Source organism: Pseudogemmobacter bohemicus, from assembly GCF_003290025.1.
In the GTDB taxonomy this organism is placed as follows: Bacteria; Pseudomonadota; Alphaproteobacteria; order Rhodobacterales; family Rhodobacteraceae; genus Pseudogemmobacter; species Pseudogemmobacter bohemicus.
Genome location: NZ_QNHG01000008.1, coordinates 95,847 through 121,395, shown reverse-complemented (window position 1 = coordinate 121,395; position 25,549 = coordinate 95,847). Strand labels below are relative to the sequence as shown.

At 60.6% G+C, this 25,549-nt stretch carries 23 protein-coding genes and 4 pseudogenes; 13 read left to right on the top strand and 14 right to left on the bottom strand.

Annotated features, from left to right (window positions below; all coding sequences use genetic code 11):
• Together DRF71_RS26575 and DRF71_RS26565 are read left to right on the top strand one after the other, a co-directional pair.
• Positions 1-1,356 (top strand): IS1380-like element IS1247 family transposase, encoded by a 1,356-nt coding sequence (locus tag DRF71_RS26575; RefSeq protein ID WP_006473457.1) that lies wholly within the window; start codon positions 1-3, stop codon positions 1,354-1,356.
• Between the two features lie 815 nt (positions 1,357-2,171).
• Positions 2,172-2,315: pseudogene (locus tag DRF71_RS26565) on the top strand (IS5/IS1182 family transposase); the annotation flags it as partial.
• 12 nt (positions 2,316-2,327) lie between these two features.
• Here the strand turns inward: DRF71_RS26565 and DRF71_RS26560 are convergent.
• Complete coding sequence (locus tag DRF71_RS26560; RefSeq protein WP_112313434.1) at positions 2,328-2,909, bottom strand: plasmid pRiA4b ORF-3 family protein; 582 nt, start codon at positions 2,907-2,909, stop codon at positions 2,328-2,330.
• A 349-nt stretch (positions 2,910-3,258) separates the two neighbouring features.
• Between DRF71_RS26560 and DRF71_RS26555 the strand changes: the two genes are divergently transcribed.
• The 4 genes from DRF71_RS26555 (at position 3,259) to DRF71_RS26540 (ending at position 7,599) form a co-directional block, all read left to right on the top strand.
• Positions 3,259-3,510: a WGR domain-containing protein gene (locus DRF71_RS26555; protein WP_198672409.1), complete on the top strand. Its 252-nt coding sequence runs from the start codon at positions 3,259-3,261 to the stop codon at positions 3,508-3,510.
• A gap of 104 nt (positions 3,511-3,614) precedes the next feature.
• Entirely contained in the window at positions 3,615-3,977 is a 363-nt protein-coding gene (locus DRF71_RS26550) for a helix-turn-helix domain-containing protein (RefSeq protein WP_157971297.1), read from the top strand.
• Positions 3,977-5,206, top strand: coding sequence for a type II toxin-antitoxin system HipA family toxin (locus DRF71_RS26545; RefSeq protein WP_112313432.1), 1,230 nt, complete (start codon positions 3,977-3,979; stop codon positions 5,204-5,206). The genes DRF71_RS26550 and DRF71_RS26545 overlap by 1 nt, the downstream gene beginning before the upstream one ends.
• A gap of 197 nt (positions 5,207-5,403) precedes the next feature.
• Positions 5,404-7,599 (top strand): hypothetical protein, encoded by a 2,196-nt coding sequence (locus tag DRF71_RS26540; RefSeq protein WP_112313431.1) that lies wholly within the window; start codon positions 5,404-5,406, stop codon positions 7,597-7,599.
• Positions 7,600-7,772: 173 nt separating this feature from the next.
• On the opposite strand, the gene DRF71_RS26535 is transcribed toward DRF71_RS26540, so the two are convergent.
• The 7 genes from DRF71_RS26535 to DRF71_RS26505 all read right to left on the bottom strand — a co-directional run bounded on the left by DRF71_RS26535 (position 7,773) and on the right by DRF71_RS26505 (position 16,489).
• Positions 7,773-8,768 carry a hypothetical protein gene (locus tag DRF71_RS26535; protein ID WP_112313430.1) on the bottom strand — a complete coding sequence of 332 codons (996 nt, stop codon included), beginning with the start codon at positions 8,766-8,768 and terminating at the stop codon, positions 7,773-7,775.
• A gap of 24 nt (positions 8,769-8,792) precedes the next feature.
• A complete protein-coding gene (locus DRF71_RS26530; RefSeq protein WP_157971296.1) occupies positions 8,793-9,917 on the bottom strand; it encodes a hypothetical protein in 1,125 nt (374 codons plus the stop codon).
• The gene (locus tag DRF71_RS26525) at positions 9,907-10,539 is read right to left on the bottom strand and encodes a Cap15 family cyclic dinucleotide receptor domain-containing protein (protein WP_157971295.1); all 633 of its coding nucleotides are present in this window, start codon (positions 10,537-10,539) and stop codon (positions 9,907-9,909) included. Before DRF71_RS26525 ends, DRF71_RS26530 begins: the two co-directional genes overlap by 11 nt.
• 229 nt (positions 10,540-10,768) lie before the next feature.
• Positions 10,769-11,526 (bottom strand): IS5 family transposase gene (locus DRF71_RS26520; RefSeq protein WP_112313427.1). Its coding sequence is split into 2 segments (ribosomal slippage): positions 10,769-11,205 and positions 11,205-11,526, totalling 759 coding nucleotides; the frame shifts between segments, so codons are not numbered across the junction.
• 809 nt (positions 11,527-12,335) lie between these two features.
• Positions 12,336-13,535, bottom strand: a complete 1,200-nt coding sequence (locus tag DRF71_RS26515; RefSeq protein WP_112313426.1) for an IS91 family transposase — start codon at positions 13,533-13,535, stop codon at positions 12,336-12,338.
• A 12-nt stretch (positions 13,536-13,547) separates the two neighbouring features.
• Positions 13,548-14,435, bottom strand: coding sequence for a tyrosine-type recombinase/integrase (locus DRF71_RS26510; protein WP_112313425.1), 888 nt, complete (start codon positions 14,433-14,435; stop codon positions 13,548-13,550).
• A gap of 275 nt (positions 14,436-14,710) precedes the next feature.
• Positions 14,711-16,489 carry an SLC13 family permease gene (locus DRF71_RS26505; RefSeq protein ID WP_232831707.1) on the bottom strand — a complete coding sequence of 593 codons (1,779 nt, stop codon included), beginning with the start codon at positions 16,487-16,489 and terminating at the stop codon, positions 14,711-14,713.
• 356 nt (positions 16,490-16,845) lie between these two features.
• Between DRF71_RS26505 and DRF71_RS26500 the strand changes: the two genes are divergently transcribed.
• Positions 16,846-17,199 carry a DUF1304 domain-containing protein gene (locus tag DRF71_RS26500; protein WP_112313423.1) on the top strand — a complete coding sequence of 118 codons (354 nt, stop codon included), beginning with the start codon at positions 16,846-16,848 and terminating at the stop codon, positions 17,197-17,199.
• Between the two features lie 19 nt (positions 17,200-17,218).
• Here the strand turns inward: DRF71_RS26500 and DRF71_RS26495 are convergent, their stop codons facing one another.
• On the bottom strand, positions 17,219-17,986 hold the full coding sequence (locus tag DRF71_RS26495; RefSeq protein WP_112313422.1) for an alpha/beta hydrolase family protein: 768 nt from the start codon (positions 17,984-17,986) through the stop codon (positions 17,219-17,221).
• Complete coding sequence (locus DRF71_RS26490) at positions 17,986-18,495, bottom strand: ClbS/DfsB family four-helix bundle protein (RefSeq protein ID WP_112313421.1); 510 nt, start codon at positions 18,493-18,495, stop codon at positions 17,986-17,988. Before DRF71_RS26490 ends, DRF71_RS26495 begins: the two co-directional genes overlap by 1 nt.
• A gap of 151 nt (positions 18,496-18,646) precedes the next feature.
• On the opposite strand from DRF71_RS26490, the gene DRF71_RS26485 reads away from it, so the two are divergent.
• Entirely contained in the window at positions 18,647-18,997 is a 351-nt protein-coding gene (locus tag DRF71_RS26485; RefSeq protein WP_112313420.1) for a DUF1801 domain-containing protein, read from the top strand.
• Positions 18,998-19,052: 55 nt separating this feature from the next.
• On the top strand, positions 19,053-19,415 hold the full coding sequence (locus DRF71_RS26480) for an MliC family protein (RefSeq protein WP_112313419.1): 363 nt from the start codon (positions 19,053-19,055) through the stop codon (positions 19,413-19,415).
• A gap of 38 nt (positions 19,416-19,453) precedes the next feature.
• Here the strand turns inward: DRF71_RS26480 and DRF71_RS26475 are convergent, their stop codons facing one another.
• Positions 19,454-20,344 carry a LysR family transcriptional regulator gene (locus DRF71_RS26475; protein ID WP_198672406.1) on the bottom strand — a complete coding sequence of 297 codons (891 nt, stop codon included), beginning with the start codon at positions 20,342-20,344 and terminating at the stop codon, positions 19,454-19,456.
• A 78-nt stretch (positions 20,345-20,422) separates the two neighbouring features.
• Between DRF71_RS26475 and DRF71_RS26470 the strand changes: the two genes are divergently transcribed.
• Together DRF71_RS26470 and DRF71_RS26465 are read left to right on the top strand one after the other, a co-directional pair.
• Positions 20,423-21,433, top strand: coding sequence for an SDR family oxidoreductase (locus tag DRF71_RS26470; RefSeq protein WP_112313417.1), 1,011 nt, complete (start codon positions 20,423-20,425; stop codon positions 21,431-21,433).
• A gap of 96 nt (positions 21,434-21,529) precedes the next feature.
• Positions 21,530-21,877, top strand: a complete 348-nt coding sequence (locus DRF71_RS26465) for a transposase (RefSeq protein ID WP_112313416.1) — start codon at positions 21,530-21,532, stop codon at positions 21,875-21,877.
• Positions 21,878-22,087: 210 nt separating this feature from the next.
• On the opposite strand, the gene DRF71_RS26460 is transcribed toward DRF71_RS26465, so the two are convergent.
• Positions 22,088-23,209, bottom strand: a complete 1,122-nt coding sequence (locus DRF71_RS26460; protein WP_112313474.1) for an IS110 family RNA-guided transposase — start codon at positions 23,207-23,209, stop codon at positions 22,088-22,090.
• A gap of 65 nt (positions 23,210-23,274) precedes the next feature.
• Between DRF71_RS26460 and DRF71_RS26455 the strand changes: the two are divergent.
• Both DRF71_RS26455 and DRF71_RS26450 read left to right on the top strand, forming a co-directional pair.
• Positions 23,275-24,123 (top strand): annotated as a pseudogene (locus tag DRF71_RS26455) (IS3 family transposase); the annotation flags it as partial.
• A gap of 237 nt (positions 24,124-24,360) precedes the next feature.
• Positions 24,361-24,834, top strand: a pseudogene (locus tag DRF71_RS26450) (fatty acid desaturase family protein); the annotation flags it as partial.
• A 99-nt stretch (positions 24,835-24,933) separates the two neighbouring features.
• Here the strand turns inward: DRF71_RS26450 and DRF71_RS26445 are convergent.
• On the bottom strand, positions 24,934-25,209 hold the full coding sequence (locus DRF71_RS26445; RefSeq protein ID WP_232831710.1) for a DUF982 domain-containing protein: 276 nt from the start codon (positions 25,207-25,209) through the stop codon (positions 24,934-24,936).
• 111 nt (positions 25,210-25,320) lie between these two features.
• A pseudogene (locus DRF71_RS26440) lies at positions 25,321-25,528 on the bottom strand (cold-shock protein).
• Positions 25,529-25,549: the final 21 nt, after the last annotated feature.

Sequence of the window (25,549 nt, the reverse complement as noted above, 5' to 3'; positions counted from 1 at the left end):
ATGGATCACCCAGAGGGTGCGGGCTTGCAACGGGCAGATCGGGTGGATTTCGACCCTCGCGTGCGGCTGGAATTTCGCGGCACGCAGCTCAGTTCCGACGGCGGCCTTCTGGTGATGCGCGAGCTTGATGACGCGCTCGGGTTGTCCGATTTGGCGTCAGCGGCGCTGCGCGATACTCGCTCTGGCAAGAACACGGTCCATCGGCTCGACGGCCTGTTCCGGCAATCAGTCTTTGGGCGGCTGGCCGGATACGAGGATGTCAACGACGCCAACCGTCTCGCCTGCGATCCGGTCATGCGCCAAGTTGTCGGCGGCAGAGCGGTCGATGCACAAGCGGCCTCGGCATCGCAGATGGGACGGTTCGAGACCGAGACGCTGGCTCTGGCCGGGAACCGTGCCGCGCTGGCCGACCTGAACGGGCAATGGATCGACCGGTTCCATGACCGTAACGGGCTGAAGTACATCGTTCTGGACATGGACAGCTCGGTCAGCCCGACCCATGGCGACCAGGAAGGGTCTGCCTGGAATGGCCATTTCGACTGTAGCTGCTATCACCCCAACTTTCTGTTCAACCAGTTCGGGATGCTGGAACGCTGCGCCCTGCGCCATGGCAACGTCCACAGCGCCGATGGCTGGCGTGATGTTCTCGACCCCGTCATTGCGCGCTACGCGGAGCGCGACCTTGGTGGCAGGTTCTTCCGGGCCGATGCTGCCTACGCGATCCCGGCGATCTATGAGCGATTGGAAGAAGCGCGGTTCTTCTACGCCATCCGGCTGCCCGCAAACGCGGTCCTCAAGGACAAGATCGCGCATCGGCTAACGCGCCCTGTCGGGCGGCCGTCACTGACCAAGGTCAAGCGGTTCTTCGAGGAATTCGAGTATCAGGCGGCGTCCTGGGACAAGGAACGCCGGGTGATCGCCAAGATCGAATGGCATCCGGGCGAACTGTTCCCGCGTGTCGGCTTCATCGTCACCAACCTGCCGATGGAGCCGGACTGGGTGGTGCGGTTCTACAACCAGCGCGGCACCGCCGAGCAGCACATCAAAGAGGGCAAATACGCCTTTCGCTGGACGCGGCTGTCGTGCCGGAAGTTCCGCGACAATGAGGTGCGGCTGCAACTGCACGCCCTGGCGTACAACCTGGCCACCTTCTTGCGCTGCATCGAGCTGCCCGAGGCCATGGCCGACTGGTCGTTGACCAGCCTGCAACTGAAGCTGATCAAGATCGGGGCACGTGTGGTCCGTCACGCCCGCACCATCACCTTCCAGCTGGCCGAGGTCGCTGTCACCGGCACGATGGTACGCGCCATCCTCGCCGCTATCCGCCGATTGCGAGCGCCACCGCTATGCGCATGATCGCGATCCACGCTCAAACTGAACGAAAGCGGCTGGACAGATCTGTCCGCTGCGCTGAAAAACGCCGCCCCTGGGCAAGGAAACAGCGGCTTCGCGGTCTGATCCGTCCAGATCCAGCAGTCTGCGCGACCGCAGGTGCCGCTTGCGGCAGAAAATCCTTGTCTAGCGCTCGGATACAGGCGATCTTCACCTCAAACGACACGCCACTTGGGGAATGCAGGTTGAAGGAAGACCTGCGATCATACGTGGTGTTGGTCGGTAAGGATGACGCATTTGACCCGACAAGCTTTGGGGTCGCGCTTGACCGTGCTGCCGGGCTTGCACTGCTTCAATCGCTTTATGCGCTTTAGTTTGCGGCCGACAGGCCGGTGGGGAAGCGGCAACTGCCCGCATGGCAGTGCTGAAAGGCACCGGGGTGACATTCATCCATGAGCAGGACGTGGCGGACGACATTGCCGTAGGCTGCCTGATCCGCATGCTTGAAGACTGGATGCCACCCCGATCGGGCTTTAGCCTCTATTGCCCCGGCCGATGCAACTTCTCTGCCGTATTCGCAGCATTCCTTGCTATGGTGAGGAAAACGCGGCGGCGGTGGGCAGCTAGCAGAAGGCGCAGCGCATTATCACGGCCTCGGAAAAGGGGCCAACGTTTAGCTATCGGTGCCGCGCTGTTGGGCTAGGGCAATGGCGAATACGCTATTTTCGATACTCCGGTCGGAGTATTCGTTCTCGTGCATGAAAATGAAGACACCCTTCGGAGAGACCTCGGCGTTCTCTTCCAGGTTCCGCACTACGGAGGCATAGAAATCACGCTTCTACACGCCACGCGACATGGTCGAGCGTTGCTTCAACAAGCTCAAGAACAGCCGTCGGCTGGCAACTCGATATGACAGGGCCGCAGGCAGTTTCCGCGGCTTCGTTAACATAGCCTGCATCAGGCGATGGCTCCGCCATTTGTGAACATGGCTAGCTTCACCTTCGGTCGCGACGTTCTTTTGCCCAAACAAACATCGCACCGACGGCGGCATTGGCTTGCTGTACGCTGAACACTTCCGGTTCGAACGCGCCCGCCCATTGCTTTGTACCACGATGTTCCGGGTGGTCTTTGTCGGTCAATGCGTCGACAAAATCATCGTAAGAGTAAGGCCCTCCACTGTCCTCTGGCGGGCACGCGCGCGCTCCGGCAACACAGGCAGGAAAGTCCTGATCTGGTCTTCCGGCCAGTTTGCCAACCTTCTCGACGGTTACGAGATGCCTCCAACCATCGCCGAAGTCATAAGTGTATGTGAACTGACTGCCCTTCTTGACCAGTTTCCCGAGCGCAAACCCCTTCTCGTCCTTCCGGCCATCGTTTGGGTCCCAGCTGTCGTCACTTTCGTCGCGGGCCTCGAACCTGTCCTCGCCAATCTCGAACTCATGCAAATGATAGTCTTGCCAAGGCATAGCGCCCTGGAGCACGGAATGCAGGATGTCCAAGGTGATGTCATTCGGAACGACTATCCGGCGCCAGACGGGTGGTTGGATGCCAACAAGTTCGATTTTCAGCTCAATCAACGTATGCTCCGCCGGTCTCAATAGTTCAGTGGTTGAGGCACTTTTTCATTTTTGAACTGAAGCATTCAAGGGAAACCTTGATTGAGGCTGGCTCCAAGTCTCTGCGACACCCTTCCTGCCAACCGAGTCTGTTGATCTGATGCTCTGGATCTTGGCCCCTCCCGGACCGCGCCCTACTCGGTCGGCCGCTCGCAGCCGCTCTCCCTGAGCTGATCTGGGGATGATCATAGTACCCGTTGATACCGGCATGTGAGCCGATGGCCGACCAAGGGCGTTGCATCAGGGTTGTGAATCGCTTCGGGCAACAGGATTCCAAACTGTCGTTGGACGTAGAGTGGACATTGATGCGATGCTCCTACCATGGATGAGCCCGTTCACCTTCAGCGGATCGACCCCCGAGCGCAACATGCGCCGCTTTTATGCGGCGGAAATCCAGCCGACCCTGTTTGGCGGGGTATCGGTGGTGCGGCGTTGGGGGCGCATCGGCGGGCCGGGCCGGCTGATGCTTGAGACCTTTGAGCATGCGGAGGAGGCTCAGGCGGCTTTGACGAAGCTGGTCACCGCAAAGCAACGGCGTGGCTATCGCGTCGAAGCCGGCTGACAGCCTGAGGCGGGCACACTCCTCCTGCCGGCCACTCATTCGGCATTTAAACATCCATATTTTGATGCTATGCATGGAAATACCATAACATAGAGAAGTGAAGGATGTCCTCCCTTCGTGTCGAGAAAGTTCTGCGCCAGTTGGGGCAGGACATACAGGTCGCCCGCAAGAAGCGCCGCATCCCGGTGAAGGATTTCGCGGCGCGGATCGGCGTGGCCGAGGGAACCGTGATCCGGCTGGAAAAGGGCGAGCCCGGCACCCGGCTCGAAACACTCGCCATGGCACTTCTGGCGCTCGGTGAGCTGCCGCGACTCGAGCGGTTGCTGGATCCTGCCAGTGACGACACCGGGTTGATGATCGACCATGCCAATCTGCCCAAGCGGATCGGCCGGGGCCGCAAACCAGTGACGGGCACTGCCACCCCGCAGGTCAATGGCCAGGACAGCGACGAAGGGACGGCCTTCTGATGCCGGAAGCCATCGTCGCGCTCGGGGAGCAGAAGATCGAGGTCGGGCGGCTGCATTTCGAAAGCGATGGCCGCCGTCAGCATTCGACTTTCCTCTACAGCCCCGGCTGGCTGCGCAATGCCGGGGCCTTCGCTCTGGCCCCGGGTCTGCCGCTCGGCCCAGGCCCGATCCATGCCAGCGGGCAGGCTGATGCGCGGGATGCCTTGCCGGGTGCCTTGGCAGATGCGGCGCCAGACAGCTGGGGCCGCCGTTTGATGGCCCGCACGCTTGGCGAAGGGCTGTCCGAGTTCGATTATCTGGTGCGCTCGGATGATGTCACCCGGCAAGGTGCGCTGCGGTTTTTGGATGAGCGGATGCAGCCGCTGTCCCAGATGACCGATCCGGTGCCGCGGCGGCTGGATATCGAGGAGATCCGCGCGATTGCCGCGCGCTATGAGCGTGACCCGCTCGGCGCGGCCGAGGAAGCACGCATTCTGGCCGGGGCAGGGGGATCATTGGGGGGCGCGCGACCCAAGGCGAATGTGATTGACGGCGATCAGCTCTGGATCGCCAAGTTCACCGCCGTGGGCGACACCTGGCCGGTGGAGCGCGCCGAAGTGGCGATCCTCAACCTTGGCCGTGCGCTCGGGCTGAATACTGCAGTGGCGGAGCTCGCGCTGCCGCGCAGCGAGGCGCCGGTGGCGCTGATCCGTCGCTTTGACCGCCGGGGGCACGGGCGCATTCCCTATATTTCGGCCCGGACGGCACTGCAGGTGCAGGGCGTAACGCCCGGCTACTATACTGACATCGCCGATGTGATCCGCGAGATCTCGGTCGACGCGCTGGCCGATCTGCGCGAGCTCTGGCGGCGGATGGTCTTCTCGATCCTGGTGAACAACACCGACGATCACCTGAAGAACCACGGCTTCCTCTATGTCCGGGACAATCGATGGCGGCTTTCTCCCGCCTTCGACATCAATGCGCAGGCGCGGCGCCAGCCGCAGATGGAAACCGGGATCAGCCCGCTGAGCGGCTTTGAGCCCTCGGTGGACGCTGCCGTGGAAGCCGCCCCCTTCTTTGAGATCTCCGTGGACGAAGCGCGTCATCTGGCGCGTGACCTTGCCGATGGGATCTCAAAGCAGTGGCGTGCGCACTTCCAGAGCCAGGGCATGAGGGGCGCCGCAGCTTCAGCATACACGGCGGCGTTCGAGCACGAGCAGATGGAGGTTGCGCTGCGCTTGGCGCAGTGATGGTTCGGTTGCACATGTCGCTCTCCATCGGATCGGTCTGCCGGTTCTGACCACATAGCCGCCTGCACAAGTCAGACTTGATCCGCCATGCTGCCAGCACGGGTTCAGGCCGACGCGGGTCACCTTTCGCAGGCAGCCTTTTGCACATCCCGCGCTTCCGCTAGCCCGATCGGCCCGCGATAGATGGAAGCAAGAAGATGACATCAAGACATTCGACACTGACCGCGCAAAGGGTTCAGGAGTATTGTGACCTGAGGCTGGGGCCGGTTTTGCCGCCAGACCAGGTCAAAAGCCTCTGCCGCTACCTGACCGCATTCTTGGGGCGCGGTGAGTATCCGCCCTATCGCGGCAGTATCCTGGATCTCCGGGCGGTGGCAGAATCTTTGGACATGGAGCCCAGTGATCTCTCCGCAGTGCGCGCCCTGCTCAAACCGATCTTTGATGCCGTATCGCGCGAAGTGACAGAGCAGCGCCTTCGCCCGCCGAAGGCGCCCCGAGTCCGGCGGCCTCACCCGAATGCGGGCAGAAAGCCGCGTCCCATCGAGGAATTTCCAGAGCCGCTGAACGAGACATGGGATGAGCCGGGCAGTTTCGGTGAAGCGCTTCGGCTGCACGCCGTGCGTCATGGCGAAACCACCTATCACCTCTATAGTGCTGTGGTGCGACCGGAGGACGGGGTTCACCGCAGTACTCTGATCTCCTGGGGCAAAGGCAAGAAAGCGCCACGATCTGCGATCAGCCTGGAAATCCTCAGGCGGATCGAGCGACGTTATCGGCTTCCGGAAGGATATTTCGCCAGCATGCGGGGAGGGGCTGAGCGCGCCCCGGGTGACTTCATCCTGCACGATGTGACACCGGCAGAGCGCCGACGGCTGGCATGGCACTTGCCGGAAGATTTCAACCGCAAGTCACGGGCGGAACAGGTCGAGATTGTCGAATGGGTGCGCCGGGTGATTGTCAGCGGATCGACTGATTACCGGCGCTATCAGGCGGTTATGATGCGTCAGCGCTATGCCGTTCGTTTCGCCTGTGCCGCAGGCCCGCGGCGTAAGCTGCCCCCCGCGACGAGCGATACGGCCGGGATTGTCGAAGCGCCCGCGCGACTGAATGAAGAGATGGCGGCGCTCTTGCGATTCAAGACCGCAACCTTTGCAGCATTCGGCCTGCAGCGGAACGGGGTATGGGGCGACGAAACCGCTACGCAGAAGGTGGATCATTTCGGGCTGTGGTTCGGGGCTTTTGCCGCTCCGGTGGAAAGCGAGGTCCATGGCTTCGGCGCCGACCCCCATAGCCTCACCTTCGCGATGATGGTTTTTCCTCAGGTCTGGGACTGGTATCTGCAATGGCGGGAGCGCCGGCGGGGCTTCTACACTAAATGGGAAATCGACCTGCTGTCGATCGCGGCTGCCTTTTGCCGGGAAGAGACCGGATGGCTGCGTCAGATGCCAAGCCTGGCAGACCATCTGGTTGTGATCGAGGGATTGATCTCGGCAGACGACATTGCTGCGGCGCGAGCAGATTGGGGCGGCACATGCGAGCGGATGTATAAACATGCCCGGCGGCGCACGAAGGAGATCGACAGGGTAGCGCGTATTCATCGGGACCCGTTCGAGCCGATCCTTCCCGTGCTGGAGGCACCAAGCCCGGTCGGCGAGTATCGGAAGATCACGGAGGAGATCCTTCAGCGCCTCCCCGACGAAGAGTTGCATCCGCGAGCGGCTGCTGAAGCGGTCAGAACCTTCCTGCTCCTGCGCATCGGCATGCACACCGGTCTGCGGCAGAAGAACCTTCGTGAGCTGATGCTTTGCGTCCGTGGTGGCCTGCCGACCTCCGAGCGCCGGTTGGAGGACATGAAACGCGGTGAGTTGCGCTGGAGCACGCGCGACCAGGGCTGGGAGATTCTGATCCCCGCCATCGCGTTCAAGAATGCGAATTCGTCGTTCTTCGGGTCCAAACCGTTTCGGCTGATCCTGCCCGACCTCGGTCGGCTCTATGAAATGATCGATGCATGGCTTGAGCGTCATCGGCAACGACTGATCGGCGAGGCGGTTGATCCCGGGACTTTCTTCGTCAAGACGGCGAAACGAACGAGCACCGACGCGGCATACGGCCAGAACACGTTCTACGAGGCCTGGCGCACCGCGATCCAGCGCTATGGGATCTACAATCCGTGGACGGGCAAGGGAGCCATCGAGGGATTGCTGCCCCATGGGCCACACAATGTGCGGGACGTTCTCGCCACCCACATCCTGAAGCAGACAGGATCCTACGAGCAGGCCAGCTATGCCATCCAGGATACGCCAGAGATGGTCGCGCAGCATTACGGGCGCTTCCTGCCTCAGGACAAGGCCGAGATCGCGGCCAGGATCCTCAACCAAGTTTGGGCGGCATAGAGTGGAAGGTGGACTGATTCCCTAGGTTTCCTGTGTAGGAAAATGTCGACAAGGGCGGAAAGCGGACGTTCGATGCGCATCGCATGAAAGTCTGAAACATCTGCATCGCGGACGGTGGTCAGACCGCAGATGAAGGTCTGCTATGCTGAGTTCAGCGGCCAATACTCAACTGATTAGGGCCCTGCCTTCTTCGTCAGCTCGTGGCTGAGTTCTTCGATCAGGTCGGCAAACTCTCGTACCGCGGAATCTCGGATTAGAAGGCGTTGCCCTCGGGCGTAGGTCTTGTCGCCACTTCGATCAATGTAGTCTTGATCTACGATTCCCTGCTGATGCGCGAGAAGATGGCGCTGCTGAAAGTAAACCTTGAGCTGGTCAAGCTTGGCCTGCCCGATCAGATCGACATAGGCGTACCCAATCTCAGCCTTCCACAAGTCCGACCCCGCATCGAGATTCTGGAAGGCATTGCGGCGAGCCGTCTTTCCGCTCTGACGCTCATATAGCTGCTCGTTCAACCTTTGGAACGACATTACCGTGTCTTGGATGGCCTTCTCCAGAAGCGTTCGGAACATCACCTCGGCATCATCGGGACCGAGCGTGTTCCGCAGGGTTTTGCCAAGCCCTGCGGCGGTGCGGATCGTGTTCAAGGTTTGCGTGAAGGTATGGCTTGCAGAGTTCGCTCCACAGCTCGGGCAGAAGTATGCAGCGCCAACGTAGGAATAGCGGCAACCGCAGCTCTCGCAGGATGTACGCAGCCGCATCGGCTCCGCAGCTGCTACTGGCACAAGTACGGCGTCCCGTCCGCCTTTCACGTCCAAGGTGATACTCAGGAAGGAGTTGCGGTTCTGGCGGCGCTTCGACGCCGCCGCGTCCGCTCTCATCGCCTTGTTCATAGAGTTGGTGATCGTACCGAGTGCGTAATCTCGGGCAGCCTCTACCTGCGCCCTAGGATACCACGACTTGGCAGGAGCTACATGCCCGCAGGATGGACAGAACACCTCTTCGTCTCGAACGATGTTCGACCAGTCTTCACCATAAATCTTGAAGAGGAAAAGGCATGGCTCGGAAGGGCATTCCTTGTCGAGATACCCTTCGGCATCAAGCTTGATAGGGACGGGTATTTCTTTCATCCGTCCAAGCCTTTCGAGCTCCCGTTGAAGATTCTTGAACATTGGGTCCGCTTTCAATGGTGCTTTTCAAAACCGAATGCCACCGCCGATAAATTCCGGCGCCAGGGGGATTGAGTTATCGTTCAATCTCTTACGGAGCATATCACGATCTGGAAGCGTAAAGTCATAGGGGCTCGCAAGCTCCCTCTCGACGGCCTGAGCCAAGCTGGTCAGTTCACCGGACAGCTTCACAAGACCCTCCCATTTTGCAACGTCATTCAAGATGCGCCGCGTTCCATCCGGCGTCATGAGGGAAGTCGCGCGAGTATGATCACGAGACAATTCATCGAACCAGCGCTCGACACCCGACAGAATCATCAGGTCCCGTGCGACCAGATGCGTGATGTAGTGATTGGGACAATGGTAGATCAGGCTTCCGATGTCGTAGCTGCTGAGCGCAATTTCGACGTCTGCATCGTTCTTAACATTCTTGGCCAATCGGATACCCATACGGGCCCCCTCGTTGGTCTGGCGGGCTTTGGCAGTGATTTCGGCGATATAGATGAAAGGATAGTTGGTGATGTGCTCGCGCGTGTACTTGTTGACGATCTCAACGCCGCGCTGCGCTTCTTCAAGCGTCCGCTGATAGGTTGCCGTGTCAAACCAGTTCGATGGGACCACATCGACTTTGCGTCGAAAGGCACCATCCGAAAGCTGAATGGATTTAGCCGGCGTCCTGTCGACAGTCGCTCCCCAGAAGCGGCGTTCCAAGACCTCTTCTGATTTTGCTCTGAGAAGCAGGACGTCGTCGGTCACCGAACCGACGCCTGAATACGGAAGGTATGATTTCAAGCTTCCTTCACAGTATTGCCGGTGAAGGCAGACACCTTCGATAACGAGCAGGTCCACATCACTGACGCCACGGATATGGACATTCAGGGGAACCGAACCCTGAAGCCGGAAGGCGGGATACAGCCCTTCTGAGGAAAGGCCTTCTTTCAGGTTTCGCTCAACCTTCTCGGCTTCTTCGTGCGAAATCTGGGTGGAGCGAGGATCAACCTCCTGCATCGCACCGAGGGCATACTTCGTCGCCTTGCTTGTCGCGCGTTTCTCGTAAGCCTCACCAAAACCTTGGGAGTTAAGAACAATGTTCTGATCGTCCATCCGGCGCATACGCAAACGCGCAAGTCGATCATCAAAATTACGCGGCATTAGGCACGCTCCTCTTCAAATTCATGGTTCCATGCGTGAAGCGGCCGCCGCCGTTGAAATAGCTGCCCTCCGCTGTCTGAAGGTCAGGTTCGAACAGGAGTTCGCAGTGGCCTATATGGGCCTGAAGCTCCGGCTCTCCCGGTTTCGGCTGGTTTCTGTAACTATAGATGAGCCTGTACCGGCGGCCCTCAGGGACCAGAGCCGCCGAGATGCTTTGTGATCCGCTCTGTACTGTGCGGAGGCACACGAAAATCTTCTCGTATTTCTGGGTGATCTCGACCTGACCTGACCATTGCCATTTCGGCTGATGATCCTGGTCATAGGAAAGGCCTTCAAGCAACCAGGTTCCTGAAACATCAGGAATGCCAACAGCGGCGCGAACTCCCTTCCAGCGCCAACCAAACCTATCGAAAACAAAGAACATCGTCGCGAATACTGCGGCTCCTGTGACGGGCCAGAAGACTATCTCCGGAAGACTCAGGTAACCTGCATCCTGCGCGATAGTCATGATAAACCCCGCGCCAGTAGCCAAGGCACCAGCAATCGTTCCTGCGAAGAATGCAATGTACATGCCAATCTTGGATCGGCTATGGCCGACGACTGAATACTCATGCTCGGACAAGGCATACCTTTCTGACTTGGCTCATATTGATGCTTCACCTCACAGAATAACCGCATGTAGACTAAAATTAGAGTCATTCTTAGCTGCTCGGCCCCTGAAAGCTGGACCATTTGAAGCTGGGCTTCCCTGCTATCCTTTCTGGGCTGGGAGAGGCGCAGACGGCCTTCATCCTAAAGCAGGGCGAGCTAGGCATCTTCGTCGAGACACCTAGGCTCTAGACTCATTAACTTTAGAGCCAGAAGAGGACGGTTGCAGCGAGAGCTATGGCCGAGAGGAAGACAATGGGGCACCTGTCGTATCGGGTTGCAACTCGTCGCCAATCCTTGAGCCTGCCGAACATGATCTCGATGCGGTTGCGGCGTTTGTAGCGGCGCTTGTCGTATCGAACTTTCTTCTTGCGGGTTTTCCGCCCCGGGATGCAGGCGCTTATGCCCTTGTCTTTCAACGCATCCCTGAACCAATCGGCGTCGTATCCCCGATCCGCCAGCATCCACTCTGCCTTTGGAAAGCTGCGCAGCAGAGCAGCGGCTCCGCTGTAGTCGCTGACCGGACCGGCTGTGACAAACAGGCTGATCGGGCGACCTTGGGCATCAGCAACGGCGTGAAGCTTGGTATTCATACCACCCTTTGTGCGCCCGATCAGGCGACCACGCCCCCCTTTTTCACCCGCAGGCTGGAGGCCGTGCGATGAGCTTTCAGGTATGTCGCATCGATCATGATGGTCTTCTCGTCGGCAGCCTCCGACGCCAGTCCGTGCATCATTCGGGTGAACACCCCCATCCGGCTCCAGCGCTTCCAGCGATTATAGAGCGTCTTGGGCGGGCCATACTCACGAGGGGCATCGCACCAGCGCAACCCATTGCGATTGATAAAAATTATGCCGCTCAGAACGCGGCGGTCATCCACCCGCGGACGGCCATGGCTCTTGGGGAAGAAGGGCTCAAGCCGCGCCAGCTGCGCGTCTGTCAGCCAGAAAAGATTGCTCATCAGAAGGGTCTCCTGACACCTTCTGAATCACCGAACAAAAGCACAATCAATGGGTCCTGACCCTAGCGATTTCCATCTATATAAGAGCGCGCCACGCGGGTGCGGTCTCATAAAATACATCAATCGTAAACCCGTTGCCAAGCGATTTTGGGTCTATAGCAGTGGCGTTCACGGAAGGTAGCCATTGCTGATTTCCGCATGCTCAACGACGTATGCCACGAGGCTGCACGCCGACCCTCACAAGCCCATGACCACAGCGTTCGCTGCGCCGCGCACCGACGTCCGCCTCTCGGGTTCGTCTCAGGTGCGGTGCCGCAACGCACACATCCGGCTTCACTTCCGCTCAGGACAAATACGCGGCACCCTGCTGCGCGCTGTTTGAATGGCCACTTGCTCGGTGTCGCCGCGGAGGCCGAACGGCGGCTTTGGAGAACGCGGCGAAGCAGCATCGATCGAGGTCGACCGGCAGCTAAGGTGAAGGTTTTCTGATGCGGGTCGCGGCGTAACGGTTGCATCGATATGCGACCACGACCCGCGTTGGAAAACCTCCCAAGGAGGAAGCCGCGGGGGTCTAGGATCACCCTATGGGGAAAGTGCGCGGACGGGCGTGGCAGCGGCTGGGTCAGGGAGGGCGGCTGAAGGTGCGCATAGCGCCTGAGAAGGGCGCAAACTTGGTCGATGCTTCCGAGAAAGCTGCTGGTTGCGCCGTGGTTGCTGCCGTGTGGCGCGCCAGGGGGCGATAGGCGCATGCGGACTTGGCCGGGTCTGCGAGGCACAGCCGCTATTTTCTACGGATGACAGGCTATATGTCATGCGGCCCGCTCCCTCGGTGGGGCCCGCGACATCGGTGTCTGCCCTCGGCGGAATATCTCGACGATGCGCATGGGGCCGCCGCAGCAGGGACATGGTTCGCGCAGGGTGAATGGGACGATATCGGTCCGGGGTTCCGGCACGGTGACCTGTTCAGGCTGCCGGACGCCGAGCAAGGCGCGAATCTTCGCGATGTTTATCTTGCGGGCCGAACTGGCCAGCAGGCCGTAGTGCCGGATGCGGTGGAAGCCATCAGGCAGGACGTGGATCAGGAAGCGACGGATGAACTCGCCGGTGGCCAGGCGCATGACCGATCGCCGGTCGCCCTGCTTGATGCGATAGTCCTTCCAGCGGAAGGTGACGGTATGGGCATCGACACTGACCAGGCGGCTGTTCGAGATCGCCACCCGGTGCGTGTATCTACTCAGATAGGCCAGCACGGCCTCGGGTCCTCCGAAGGGCGGCTTGGCATAGACCACCCATTCAGATCTGCGGAATGGGGTCAGCCAGGCGGCGAAGGCCGCGCCGTCCCCCAGCCTGACCATGTCGCCGAAGAAGCTGAGCGCGCCTGCGCGATGCAGTGCGCACAGCCCCTCGATGAACAGGCGCCGGAACAGCCGTGACAGAACCCGCACATGCAGGAAGAAGCCCGGGCGGCAAGGCACCCAGCGAGCGCCTTCGGGTGACAGGCCGCCGCCCGGGACGATCATGTGGATGTGGGGATGATGTGTCAGTGCTGATCCCCAGGTGTGCAGCACACTGGTCATGCCGACACGGGCACCCAGCCGCTTTGGGTCGGCCGCGATGGTCATGACCGTTTCGGCCGAGGCGCGGAACAGCAGGTCATACACCGCCTTCTTGTTCCAGAATGCAATCTGCGCGATCTCGGCCGGCAGGGTGAAGACGACGTGGAAATACTCCACGGGCAGCAGGTCTTCGGCGCGCGCCGCCATCCAGTCGCGTGCTGCGGATCCCTGACACTTCGGGCAATGCCGGTTCTTGCAGGAGTTGTAAGCGATATGGTGGTAGCCGCATTTGGCACAGCCCGCCACATGCCCGCCGAGTGCCTCGGTCCGGCAGGCCTCGATGGCCGACATCACCCTGAGCTGGGGCAGGCTGACGTGCCCCGCATTGGCCTGTCGCCACGCAGGACCATGGGCGCGGAAGATGTCAGCGATCTCCAGCCCCAGCCGGGTCACACCCGGCGCCGGTCACTCTAGGCTTCGCTTAACGGTCTGATCCTGCAGCTTCGCCAGCATCTCATAGGGGCTGACAACATCGCGGATCGTCTTGGTGGCGACATGGGTATATTGCGCTGTGGTTGTCAGTTTGGCATGGCCGAGCAAAACCTGGATCACCCGGACATCGGTGTTCGCCTCCAGGAGATGCGTAGCAAAGCTGTGGCGCAGCGTGTGCAATGTCGCCGGTTTGCTGATCCCGGCCATGTGCCTGGCGGACGTGAAGGCCCGGTTCAGCTGGCGCGGCGAGATCGGGTTGATCTTCGGCTTGCCTGGAAACAACCAGCCCTCTGGCCGTGCCTCACGCCACCAGTCGCGCAGCAGGTTCAGAAGGCCCGGCGATAACATCATCTTGCGATCCTTCCTCCCCTTTCCCTGCTCGACATGGATCAGCATCCGGTCACTGTCGATATCGCCGATCTTCAGGTTGCAGACCTCGGCTGCGCGCAGTCCCGCGCCGTAGGAAATGCTCAGCGCGGCGCGATACTTCAGCCCCGGTCCAGGCGCCGCCATCAGGATGTCGGAGACTTCCTCGACGCTGAACACTACCGGCAGTTTGCGCGGCTCGGTCCTGAACTGCATGAACCGCTTCATATCCTCGCGCCCGCAGGTCATGCCGAAGAAGAACCTGAGTGCCACGATCCGCACATTGAACGTCGACGGCGTGACGCCGGTGTCGGTCATGTGCAACTGATAGGCCCGCAGTTCCTCGCGCGTGGCCGTATCAGGCGAATGCCCAAGAAAGGCCGCGAAATCCTTGATGGCACGGATGTGCGCTTGCTGGGCCTTCTCGCCCATGCCACGGATGCGCATGTCTTCGATCATCCGCTGGCGCAGCGGAGTGGTTCGTTCCTCCGTCATGGAAACCTCCTGTCTGATGAAGGGGAAAGTCCCCAATCGTCAGACAGAAATGCCCGCATACAAATGCACGCGGCTCATATCATCGCTGAACCCTCACCAAGGGCGCCAATGCCGCGGAGCGGCTTCGTCCAAGGGCCGATGTTGGCCCACCCGAGCGCCGAGCTGTTTGCGGAAATCCCGCCATATGGGTTGCGTCGAATTGGGGCGTCGCAGCAGAAGCCGAGATCGGGGATCCTCAACACGAGCGCTTCAGACTGTAAGCGTGGCTATCTTGGTCAGACCGGCCAGGTGAGCAGTATTAGCGGCACCCCGACCGCTACGACCAGCAGAGACAGCGGCGCGCCAAGCCGCGCGTAGTCGCTAAACCGATACCCGCCTGGGCCCAGCACCAGCGTGTTGCACTGATGGCCGATGGGGGTCAGGAAGTCACACCCAGCCCCGACCGCCACCGCCATCAGGTAGGCATCGGGGGCATGGCCCAGGCGTTCCGCAAAAATCGCCGCAATCGGTGCCATGACCAGGACGGTCGCAGCATTGTTGAGAAACGGCGTCACGGCCATTGCGACCATCATGATCAATCCCACCGCGCCCCATGCCGGAAGCCCCGTCGCCATCGAGGAGAGCATATCCCCTATCAGTTCCGTGCTACCGGTGGTCTGCATGGCCTCGCTGACCGGGATCAGCGCGCCGAGCATCACAAGGAGCGGCCACTCAATCGCCTGATAGGCCGCCTCCGGGCTGATCGCCCCGGTCAGGATCATCGCCAGTGCCGCACCGAAGAAGGCGATGGCCACCGGCACCAGCCCAAACGCAGTCGCCCCCATCGCTACCGCAAGGATGAGCACCGGCAAGATATCCCGCCGGACTGAGCCAAGCCGCATCTCGCGCTCCGCGAGCGGCAAGAGGCCGAGCGCCTGCATCCGCTCGCCCAGACTTTCCAGAGGGCCCTGCAACAGCATCACATCACCCGGCGCCAGAACCGTCTCTGAGAGCCGAGCCGTCATCCTTTGGCCAGAGCGTGAGATCGCGATCAGATTGACGCCATGCTCATCGAAGAGATGCACCCGTTTGACGGTCTGGCCGATCAGCGCCGAATCCACCTTCATGACCGCCTCGATCACGCCGATCTTGCCAGCTGGGGCATCGCCGCGTGCTGGCTCATCCTGACGCGCCAAGACAAAACCCGCCTTTGTGACCGCGCGCTCCAGGCTATCCGGCTGGCCGCGGAGTTGCAGGATATCCCCGGTCTCGATCTTTGAATCCGAAAGCGTCACTGCCCGCCGCTTTTTGTCCCTGATTACCCCAGTAACGGTGACCTCCCCATCTGCAAGGCTGAGGAACTCGCCAATGGTTTTCCCGCACAGGGCGGAGGCCGCATCGACCCGGGCCTCGGTGTTGTAATCGCTGATATTGACCGCCTCACCCAGCGATGCGGTCGCGCGCCGGTCTGACGGCAGCAGAAAACGGGATGCGAAGACCAGGAAGATGAGCCCGACAAGCGAAAGCCCAAGGCCGACCGGCGCATAGTCGAACATGCGGAACGGCGTGCCGGTCATCTGTTCGCGAAGCTGGCTGACAATGATGTTGGGCGACGTTCCGACCAGAGTGATCAGACCGCCCAAGAGCGAACCGAAGGCCATCGGCATCAGATAGAGCGAGGGCGAATTGCCGGATTTCTTCGCCATCTTCAGCGCCGCAGGCATCATCATCGCCAATGCACCAATGTTCTTGATCAGCGCAGACAGGACCGTCACCGAGCCGATCAGCACCACAAGCTGAATCTGGAAGCGCGACAGCTTCCGCACCAGCCAGCGCAGCGCCATTTCGATAAGCTCGGAGCGCGATACGGCCGCGCTGACGACAAGCGCGCTGGCCACAATGATGACGATATCGTCGCTGAAGCCGCTGAATGCGTTCTCCGGTGCCACCGTCCCTGCCGCCACCGATGCTGCCAGCGCGACCATTGCAACCACATCATAGCGCAACCGCCCATAGATGAAGAGCGCCATCATACCGATGATGATGGCGAATGCCGCGATCTGAGGCATGGTCATGTCGAGGATACCCGGATGTGGGGAACTATGTTCTAAAACGCCTACCAATAACAGAAGTTCCATTCGACATTAGGGCGATGGCAACTCAGTTTTGCAAGACTTCACTGCACGTCCGCAGCGCAACCATCGCGGCCGCAACTTTGTTGCAGGGCCAATCTATCTTAAGTTTCCGAGGAGCCGTCACGCAGAAGCTTTCGGGGTCGAACGGCGGCTTTGGGTCGAGGTGGTCATCTACGGGATCTCTTTTTTCGCGCGGCCCCTAATATCTGTACCAGAGGAGCATTGCTCTGCATCGTATACGTCCGGAAAACCTCCCAGAATGCGTCTGAGACACCGAAACTGAAGGAGATTCGCTCATGATCGCCAATATCCTGATTGCTCTGATCGCCGCGCTTCACATCTATATTCTGGTCATCGAGATGTTTCTCTGGACCACACCGAGGGCCCGGCGCGCGTTCAATCTGACCGAAGATCTCGCGGCAAAGACCAAAGTGATGGCCGCCAATCAGGGCCTTTACAACGGGTTTCTGGCAGCGGGGCTTATCACGGGCCTTGTGATGGGGCCGGCCGGAATGGCTTTCAAACTGTTCTTTCTGATCTGTGTAGCAGTTGCAGGGGTTTTCGGTGCGGCGACCGCGACTAGCAAGATCTTGTTCATCCAGACGTTGCCCGCGCTGCTGGCACTTGGCACACTTCTGGCGGGAATATGAGACATAGGGGCGAAGGTGCTCAGAACGGGAACTGAGCGTCGAGATATTTGTCCATATGGGCTGACCAGAGTGCCGGTTTGAACATCAGCCCGTGACCCGCGCGCAGAGCGACAAACTGGCCCAGGCCGCCCGCCTCCAGAAATTGCGCATGGTTTTTCACGCAATGGGCGATGCTGTAATATGGGTCATTGCTGCCGTGGAGCCAAAGCGTAGAAACGCCTGCGGTTGCCCCGCGACGGAAGAGCTGCGGATTAAGCGCCTCATAGCCCGGGCAGGCTTGCCCGAGCCAGCCGCCGTTGAAATTTACCGCCGCTTTGAACAGCCCCGGCCGCATACCTGCGAAGGCGATGGCAAGGATCCCGCCACGCGACACTCCTCCGATGGCCAGACGGGTCATGTCGACGCCTGCCAGCGCGGGCAGATAATCCATCACATCATCGATATCTTCGACCGCGCGCTCAAAACCGGCCAATGCAATTGCCGTGTGACAGGAGTAGCCTCCCTCCGGTGCCAGCCCTTCGCTATAAACGCCGCCCGACTTCCCCCTTCCGCGCCGCTGCGGGAAGATTGTCATCCAGCCGCGCTGCGCGAAATATCCGGCAATGACGGCAGGGCTGATCGTGCGCCGGAAGACCGCCTCATTCAGCCCGCGTCCGGTCGATCCATGGTTGAAGATCATCGCCGGAAAGCGGCCAGAGCCGGGTGGGTTTGCGATGACGAGTTCCAGCTCTACGTCCCCCTCGCGCGAGGGAGCGAAGGTCTTCGTGATGCGATAGGGGCGCGACATTATTGGCCCTGCTTGCGCAGCCAGCTTCGGATCCGGCCGCGCGCATTGGTGTAAGGCGATGAGGTGTTGAACTGGATCATCCGGCCCTTCGTCCATTTGCCATACCACGGCTCGCCATAAAGCTCAGCATCGGAGCGCGCAGCGATCGTCTCTGACAGTCGTGCCTTGACCGCTTTCAGCCTGGTCAACAAGGCGGGCCAGGGATCGGTCTGATGGTCCGCATAGAATTTTTGCGCCAGCTGCCCAAGCCGGTTCCACTGAAAGCCGGTCTCTGGAAAGTCCGGGGTCACGCCGCGGTCATCGAGATCAAGCCATTTCAGCACGAGTTCGTTCCAGCCGATCAGATAGGCAACCAGATCGGCGGGGCTCATCTGCGTCCCTGCCACATGGCCGTCCAGCGATGCATCACGTGCAAGCTGTGGCGGCACGCGCTCCAGATCGGTGATGAGTTTGCCGAATGTTGTCTCAACAGCGGCGATCAACTCGTCCGAAGACTGGGGAACGGCCATCCTGGTTTTCTTCCTTTTTGTCCCGCCAGCGAATAGGGCCAGCCTGCCCGTCTCAAGCTTGCAGCGGTGGGCAACCGGCTGCAATGATCGTGCGCAAATATTTGGATGGTCGATCCGGAGCGGGTCGCAGTCCCGATCGAGGAAAAACCAGATGGACAGGATCACGCAATATCTGGAAGATCTGCGCCTGCAGGGAGGTGAACTCTCTCCGATGGTCAGCGCACTGCGTCAGCTGGCGCTGGCGTCGGGAACAGATGTTGCCGAGGACTTCAAATATGGCGGTATTCTGTTCGGCGCGCCGCGTCATTTCTGCGGCGTTTTTGCCTATAAATCGCATGTGACCGTCGAGTTCAGCGAAGGTCATGCACTTTCGGATCCCTTCAAGGTGCTTGAGGGCAAGGGCAAGTTGCGCCGTCATATCCAGCTGGAAAGCGAAGCAGACATCACGACAAAGCAGGTGGCCGCCTATATCACTGCGGCCGCCGTTCACAGCCGTTCGTGATTTGCAGGCAGGTGAGACGGCGCATTATGCTCGACGAAAATAAGGAGCTTTCACCATGCGTACCCTAATCCTGGGTTTTGGTGCTGCAATGATCGCCGGTTCGGCCTTTGCCGAGGTGTCCTTGTCGATTCCGTTGCAAGCCGGGGCGACCAGCACAGTGACAACCGCGACCTATAACTGCGCCGGGGGAGAGCCCTTCCAGGTGCAATATCTCAATGCCGGGGCCAATGCGCTGGCAGTGTTGCCTGTCGAAGGTGAGGAGCGCATCTTCGTCAATGTCGTTTCAGGGTCGGGCGCACGCTATGCTTCGGGCCCGTATATCTGGTGGTCGAAGGGCGAAAACGCCACGCTTGAGAATGAGCTGGAGGAAGGCAGCCTGAAGGACTGCGTCTCAAAGGATTTTCCGGCAGCCCAGTGAGGAACCGGGCATCGGCACAGGACGCGGAAGTGCACGTTTCACGCATCAGGCAGGCCGGCTGCGCTTGAGCCCAGCATCCGCACCTTCAGCAAGTCCAGGAATGCTCTGATCTGAGGCTGCCGCAGGGCCTGTGGCCGTGTGAAAAGATAGACCTCCAACCGGGGCAGCGACAGATCGGGGAATGGCTCGACGAGTCCGGTCGCCAGAACCCGTGGCAAGATTGCGGCGCCGTGGCCGCGCCTGACCGCCTCGAGTTGAGCGGCAAAGGAGGACACCCGGATGTGGATGTTGCCGAATCCGGCGGCCCGCGCGGCTTTCATATGCGGAAGCTGGTCCTGTGGCGGCAACAACCCGATCATTGGCAGGCTCTCGGCTGCGTTGCCGGACCGGGCAGCCAGATCCGGTATGGCAAAGACGCCGAAGGCCACGTCAGGCAGGCGCGTGTAGATCAGCGAGGGCTCGCCCATGTGCAGCGTGCGGATTGCGATATCCGAGGCGCCCTGCGACAGTTTCACCAGATCGGGTGTGACGGTGAAATCCACCGTGCATCCAGGATGCCGTGTCGTGAATTCCACCGCCGCATCGGTGACGGGGCCGATGAAGCCCTCGCCTGCGGTGACCCTGACGCGACCAGAAAGGCCGGTGGTTTCCGGTGGCGGCACCAGCGCAGTTTCAAAATCCTGCGCCGCCTGGACCAAGGCTGCGCCACGCGCGGTCAGCCTGGTGCCATCCGCACCGCGCTCGACAAGCGCCGCGCCGATCCCCGCCTCCAGCTGGGTGATCCGGCGCGAGAGCGTCGAGGCCGCGATCCCGAGCGCTTCGCCCGCGCGCAGGAAACTACCGCGCCGCGCTACCGCCAGCAAAAGGCGCAGATCATCCCAGTTCATCTCGTCACCTCGCTTTGCACTCAGGCAAAGCCGTTTTGCCATGGTGCACGTTCTGCGCAAAGCCCTGCCGCGCTATCTGCAGGGCAACAGGCGCATTCCGCGCCGGGCAGGATAATCGACATGCACACCGTCTTCGTCACCGGCGCGACCGGGCTTCTGGGCAACAACCTCGTGCGACTCCTGCTGGAGCGCGGCCTGGTGGTGCGGGCGCTGGCCCGATCGCAGGCAAAGGCAAGGGCGCAGTTCGGCGAAATCCCCGGGCTGACGATCATAGAGGGCGATATGCAGGATGTTGCGGGTTTTGCGCCGGCGCTCACGGGCTGCGATGTGGTCTTTCACACCGCCGCCTATTTCCGCGAGAGCTATGGCGGCGGCAAGCATTGGGCGATGTTGAAACGGATCAATGTCGATGCGACGGCCGAGCTGATCGCCGCCTCATATGCGGCAGGTGTGCGCCGGCTCATCCATACGAGCTCAATCGCCGTGGTGAACGGTCCGCGCGGCGCGCTGATCAATGAGAGCATGACCCGCGACCCGCGGGATGCCGATGACTACTACCGCAGCAAGATACAGTCCGATGCTGTTGTGCAGGATTTCCTGCGCAGCCACCCCGAGATGTTTGCGGCCTTCGTCATGCCGGGCTGGACGCATGGCCCCGGCGATCTGGGGCCAACGGCGGCGGGTCAGTTCACGCGGGACTATCTGAAACGGGCGCTGCCCGGGATTCCACCCGGAACATTCTCATTCGTCGATGCGCGGGATGTGGCCTTTGCCATGGCCGCCGCCGCCGGGAAGGCACGAAGGGGCGAGCACTATCTCGCCGCCGGACACCATATCGCCATGCCGGATTTGGTACAAATCTACCAGCAGGTCACCGGGGTTCCCGCACCGAAGCGCAAGATTCCGGTCGCGATCCTGTGGCCCATTGCGGCATCGCAGGAACTGGTCGCCCGGATCACTGGCCGCCCAGCACTTCTGAGCCTCGCCACCGTGCGCACCATGCGGGCCGAAGCCGAGCGCACGCGTTTCAATCCAGCGAAATCACACGACGAGCTTGGCCTGACCTTCCGCCCAATCGCCGAGACGATCCGCGACGAAGTGGCATGGTTCAAAAAGCAGGGCATGGTGTGACGCTTTAGATGAAGTTTGAGCTACTCCCCGGAAATCGGACAGTGACGGAAGCTACGATCTGACGTTTGCTGGTCTCCAAGGACGAGGAGATCAGGAATGCGGAAACGCAGGAACCATGACGCGGGCTTCAAGGCGCGCGTGGCACTTGAGGCTGTTAAGGGCGAGCGCACTGTGTCGGAGTTGGCGGCCGAATACGGCGTGCATCCGACGATGATCCATCAATGGAAGAAATCGCTGCTCGACGGGGCTGCGGACATCTTCGAGCGCGGCGGCAAGAAGCCCGCGACGGAGGTGGATGAAGAGACGGTCCGGTCATTGCACGCCAAGATCGGGGAGCTGGCTGTCGCCAACGATTTATATGAGAGAGATTCTGTCAATAGCGCATACTCCATCGCTCGACCGTGGGATCACGGGCAGCATGCTGGGCTTGTATGGGCGGGCTGATCGGCTCGTGTTGGGCATGCGATCCGGGTCGCATCAACTTATATCCGGCAGCTCCATGACGGCTGACCACAATCCTGCATACACGTTGTCCGATCGGGGACGGGTTCACACTTTTTGTCGGCATGGCTGAGATGCCAATCGTTGACACGACGCCCGTCATCCCGCCTTCTGACCCCCGGCCAGGGGCCTGAAGCTCTCAGGTCTCGAAGCTCACGCTGCTTTCCGCGACAGCGTTGCCCCGTGCGGCAGGGCACCGGTCTCGACATATCTCCAAAGCACCACGGCCAGTTTGCGGGCCAGCGCCACCAGCATCACGCGGCGCACGCGCGGACCCTGTCCGCGGGTGCGCCGCCCATACCATTGTGCCAAGGCTGTCTGGGGCTGGTAACGCAGCCAGAGCCACGAAATCTCGATCAGGATCCGTCGGGCCCAGCTGTTGCCGGCCTTCGAGATGCCTTGGCAACGGGTGACCGCGCCACTGTCATAGGCGCTTGGCGTCAGACCCAGATAGGATGCCAAGTGTCGGCGCGAGGCGAAGGAACGGGCAAATACTTCCCGAGCCATGATGGATGAAGCGGCCCCACCAACGCCTTGAAGCTGTTCAAGCCTCTGACGTTTGACTTCTACCGCCGGATCCTGTGCATCGGCCAGATCACGTTCTTTCTCTACCGTGCGCAATTGGTCTTCGACCATATTGAGGCGGGCATACTCGCGCTCAAGTTCAGCGCGAAGGCGGGGCGGAAGAGGGTGGCCTTCTCCGGTTCTCAGCACCGTAAAATCAATTCTTGCGCGCCGTAGCCGTGGTTCCACTTCGCGGATACCTTGAGCAAAGAGCAGTCCCTTGATCCGATTGATGTGAGCAGTCCGCTCCTGGATGAGCCGATCCCGTTCGCGATGTGACCGTCGGGCATCCTCCTCCTCAGCGCTTAGAACCCGGACGATAGAGCAGACATGGCGGTCTCCCCTGTCAACGGCCACGAGGGCGTTCAATAGCGACAGGACATCGATCCGATCCGTCTTGACCCGCCGCGCTCGTCTGTTCACTTGAAGGGAAGCCGGGTCAAAGACGCGGACATCGATCCCATGGCAGAGCAGAAACCGGGCCAGCCAGAACCCATCGTGCCCTGCTTCAAAACATAAAACCAAGCGGTCAACCCCTAGTTGTCGCAGCCTCGCCAGCCGCGAAAGCAGTCCGAGCGTATCACCGCCTGACAGTCGGTAAATGCTTGGCTTGTCACGGTCCGGCAACAGGGCCCCGACCATCCAGCTTCTCTTGCTCAACTCAATCGCGACATAGGCAGTCTTCGCCCCGTTGCCTGCTATTCCTTCCATGATGGCCTCCTGATCCACGATCTAATACGGCCAGCCTATCCAAACGCCCTAAGCCGCACTCATAGGATCTTTTTGTCACGAAAGCTCAAGCCGTGGAGCGGAAAGTGAGGCGTGGGATGATCGAACGGGACCACCCTGCACTGTCGATCGGGGCGCAGTGCCGCCTGCTATCGATCTCGCGCTCGTCGTTCTACCACGAGCCGGCTGGAGAGACTGATCAGAACCTCGGCCTGATGCAGCTGATCGACCGGCAGTTCATGGATACGCCCTTCTACGGCGTCCGGCAGATGACCCGGCACCTGCAAAACGAGGGGCACGGCGTGAACCAGAAGCGCATCCGGCGGCTGATGCGGCTCATGCGTTTGATGCCGATTTACCAGAAGCCCAACACCAGCAAGCCGAGAAAGGGCCACAAGACCTATCCCTACCTGCTGGGCGGGCTGCGGGTCGATCGCCCCGGTCAGGTCTGGTACGCCGACATTACCTATCTCCCGATGCGGCGGGGGTTTCTGTATCTGGTCGCCATCATGGACTGGTTCACGCGCAAAGTTCTGGCCTGGCGCATATCGAACACCCTTGAAGCGGACTTCTGCGTCGAGGCGTTGGACGAGGCCATCCACCGGTTCGGCGCGCCCACAATCATGAACACTGACCAAGGCAGCCAGTTCACGTCCTTCGCTTGGACAGATCGGCTGAAACGCGTCGGAACCCGCATCTCGATGGACGGCAAGGGGCGGTGCATCGACAATGTCTTCATCGAGCGCCTGTGGCGGTCCCTGAAATACGAATGCGTCTATCTGCATGCCTGGGAGACCGGGTCTCAGGCAAAGGCCGCAATCGGATCCTGGGTCAGCTTCTATAACCATCGGCGGCCACACACTGCCCATGGCGGGTTGCCCCCCGCCGTGGTCTACTTCAACAGGATCGAAACCGACCGGCAGGCACAGGCAGTAGCTTAAACATCCTCGAAAACTGTCCAAGAATCGGGGAGTAGCTCAGTTGATCTGGCGCGTGAAGCCTCCGGTGATGCTGTCGGACAACGCGCACCTATTTGATGCCCCCCACGGCGGCAGTACGCGAACTCTATCGACGAACTGCTGGGCTCTGTGCTTGTCATCGCAAGATGAGTTGTCATTATGAACGCCGGCTGGCGCTACTGGACCTCGGCCATGGGCACCAATGCGATGATCGGCATAGCCCTAGGGTTGATGATCTGGTTCGGCGGGCTGATGCCGGTGCTGCTGATCTTCCTTCCCACCTCTGTCGTGGCGGCGACGATCGGGGTCTGGCTGTTCTACGTCCAGCACCAGTTCGAAGAGACCCATTGGTCTCGCGGGGAGCAGTGGCAGCTGCATCATGCGGCGCTCGAGGGCAGTTCACATTATGTGCTGCCACAGCCGCTGCAATGGCTGTCCGGGAACATCGGCATCCACCATGTGCATCACCTCTATTCCCGGATTCCGTTCTATCGGTTGCCCGAAGTCCTCCGCGATCACCGCGAACTGGCAGAGGCGCAACGCCTTACCATTGGCGAAAGCCTTGCGACGGTGCGGCTGCATCTTTGGGATGAGACAGAGGGCAGACTGGTGTCCTTTGCCGAGGTTCGCGCAAGATCCGGCCTGTAGTCTTGACCAGCGACAAGGCCGACACCCTGTCTCGGTCCGAAGACAACCGGGGCTGGTCCTGCAGCAAGAAACCCGGTCGCCGCGCACGCAGGCCCTAACTCAAGCGGCCTGACGGCGAGAAAGGGCGATCAGATCCTCGGGGACGAAGCCAGCGCTGCGAGCGGCGGCGATGAAGGCACGGCGCGCGGTTCCGACCGAGCCCAGGCAGTCCATGGCAGCATCAAGATGATGCAGCGCACGTTCGCGAGCGTCATCTGACACCGGCCATTTTCTGGACAGCCAGTATCTTGCCTGTTCGATGGTACTGAATTTCTGCACGTCGCCTTCCGGCGACATGACAAAGGACAGGGGTTCCCCCCAGTGGATTTCTATCAAGTCAACTCTTTCAGGGAGAAGAGAACCGGCACATTCACCATGTGCATCCGGTTCAGGAGCACGGGCGGGTCCGGACAGTGCCGATCCCACCCGCAGCAAAGCTGCCTGGACTCAGGCGAGCGTAAGATTCGTAGCGCGATTCGCGGCCATTGCGGTCGCGCTCGATGTCGAACGAGACAGCCTGACCGTCATCAAGGCCGCGCAGTCCGGCGCGTTCCAGCGCGGTGACATGGACGAAGACGTCCTTGGCGCCACCTTCGGGGGCGATAAAGCCGAAGCCTTTGGTGGAGTTGAACCATTTCACGGTGCCATTGGCCATCGTGATATTCCTTTTCAACCC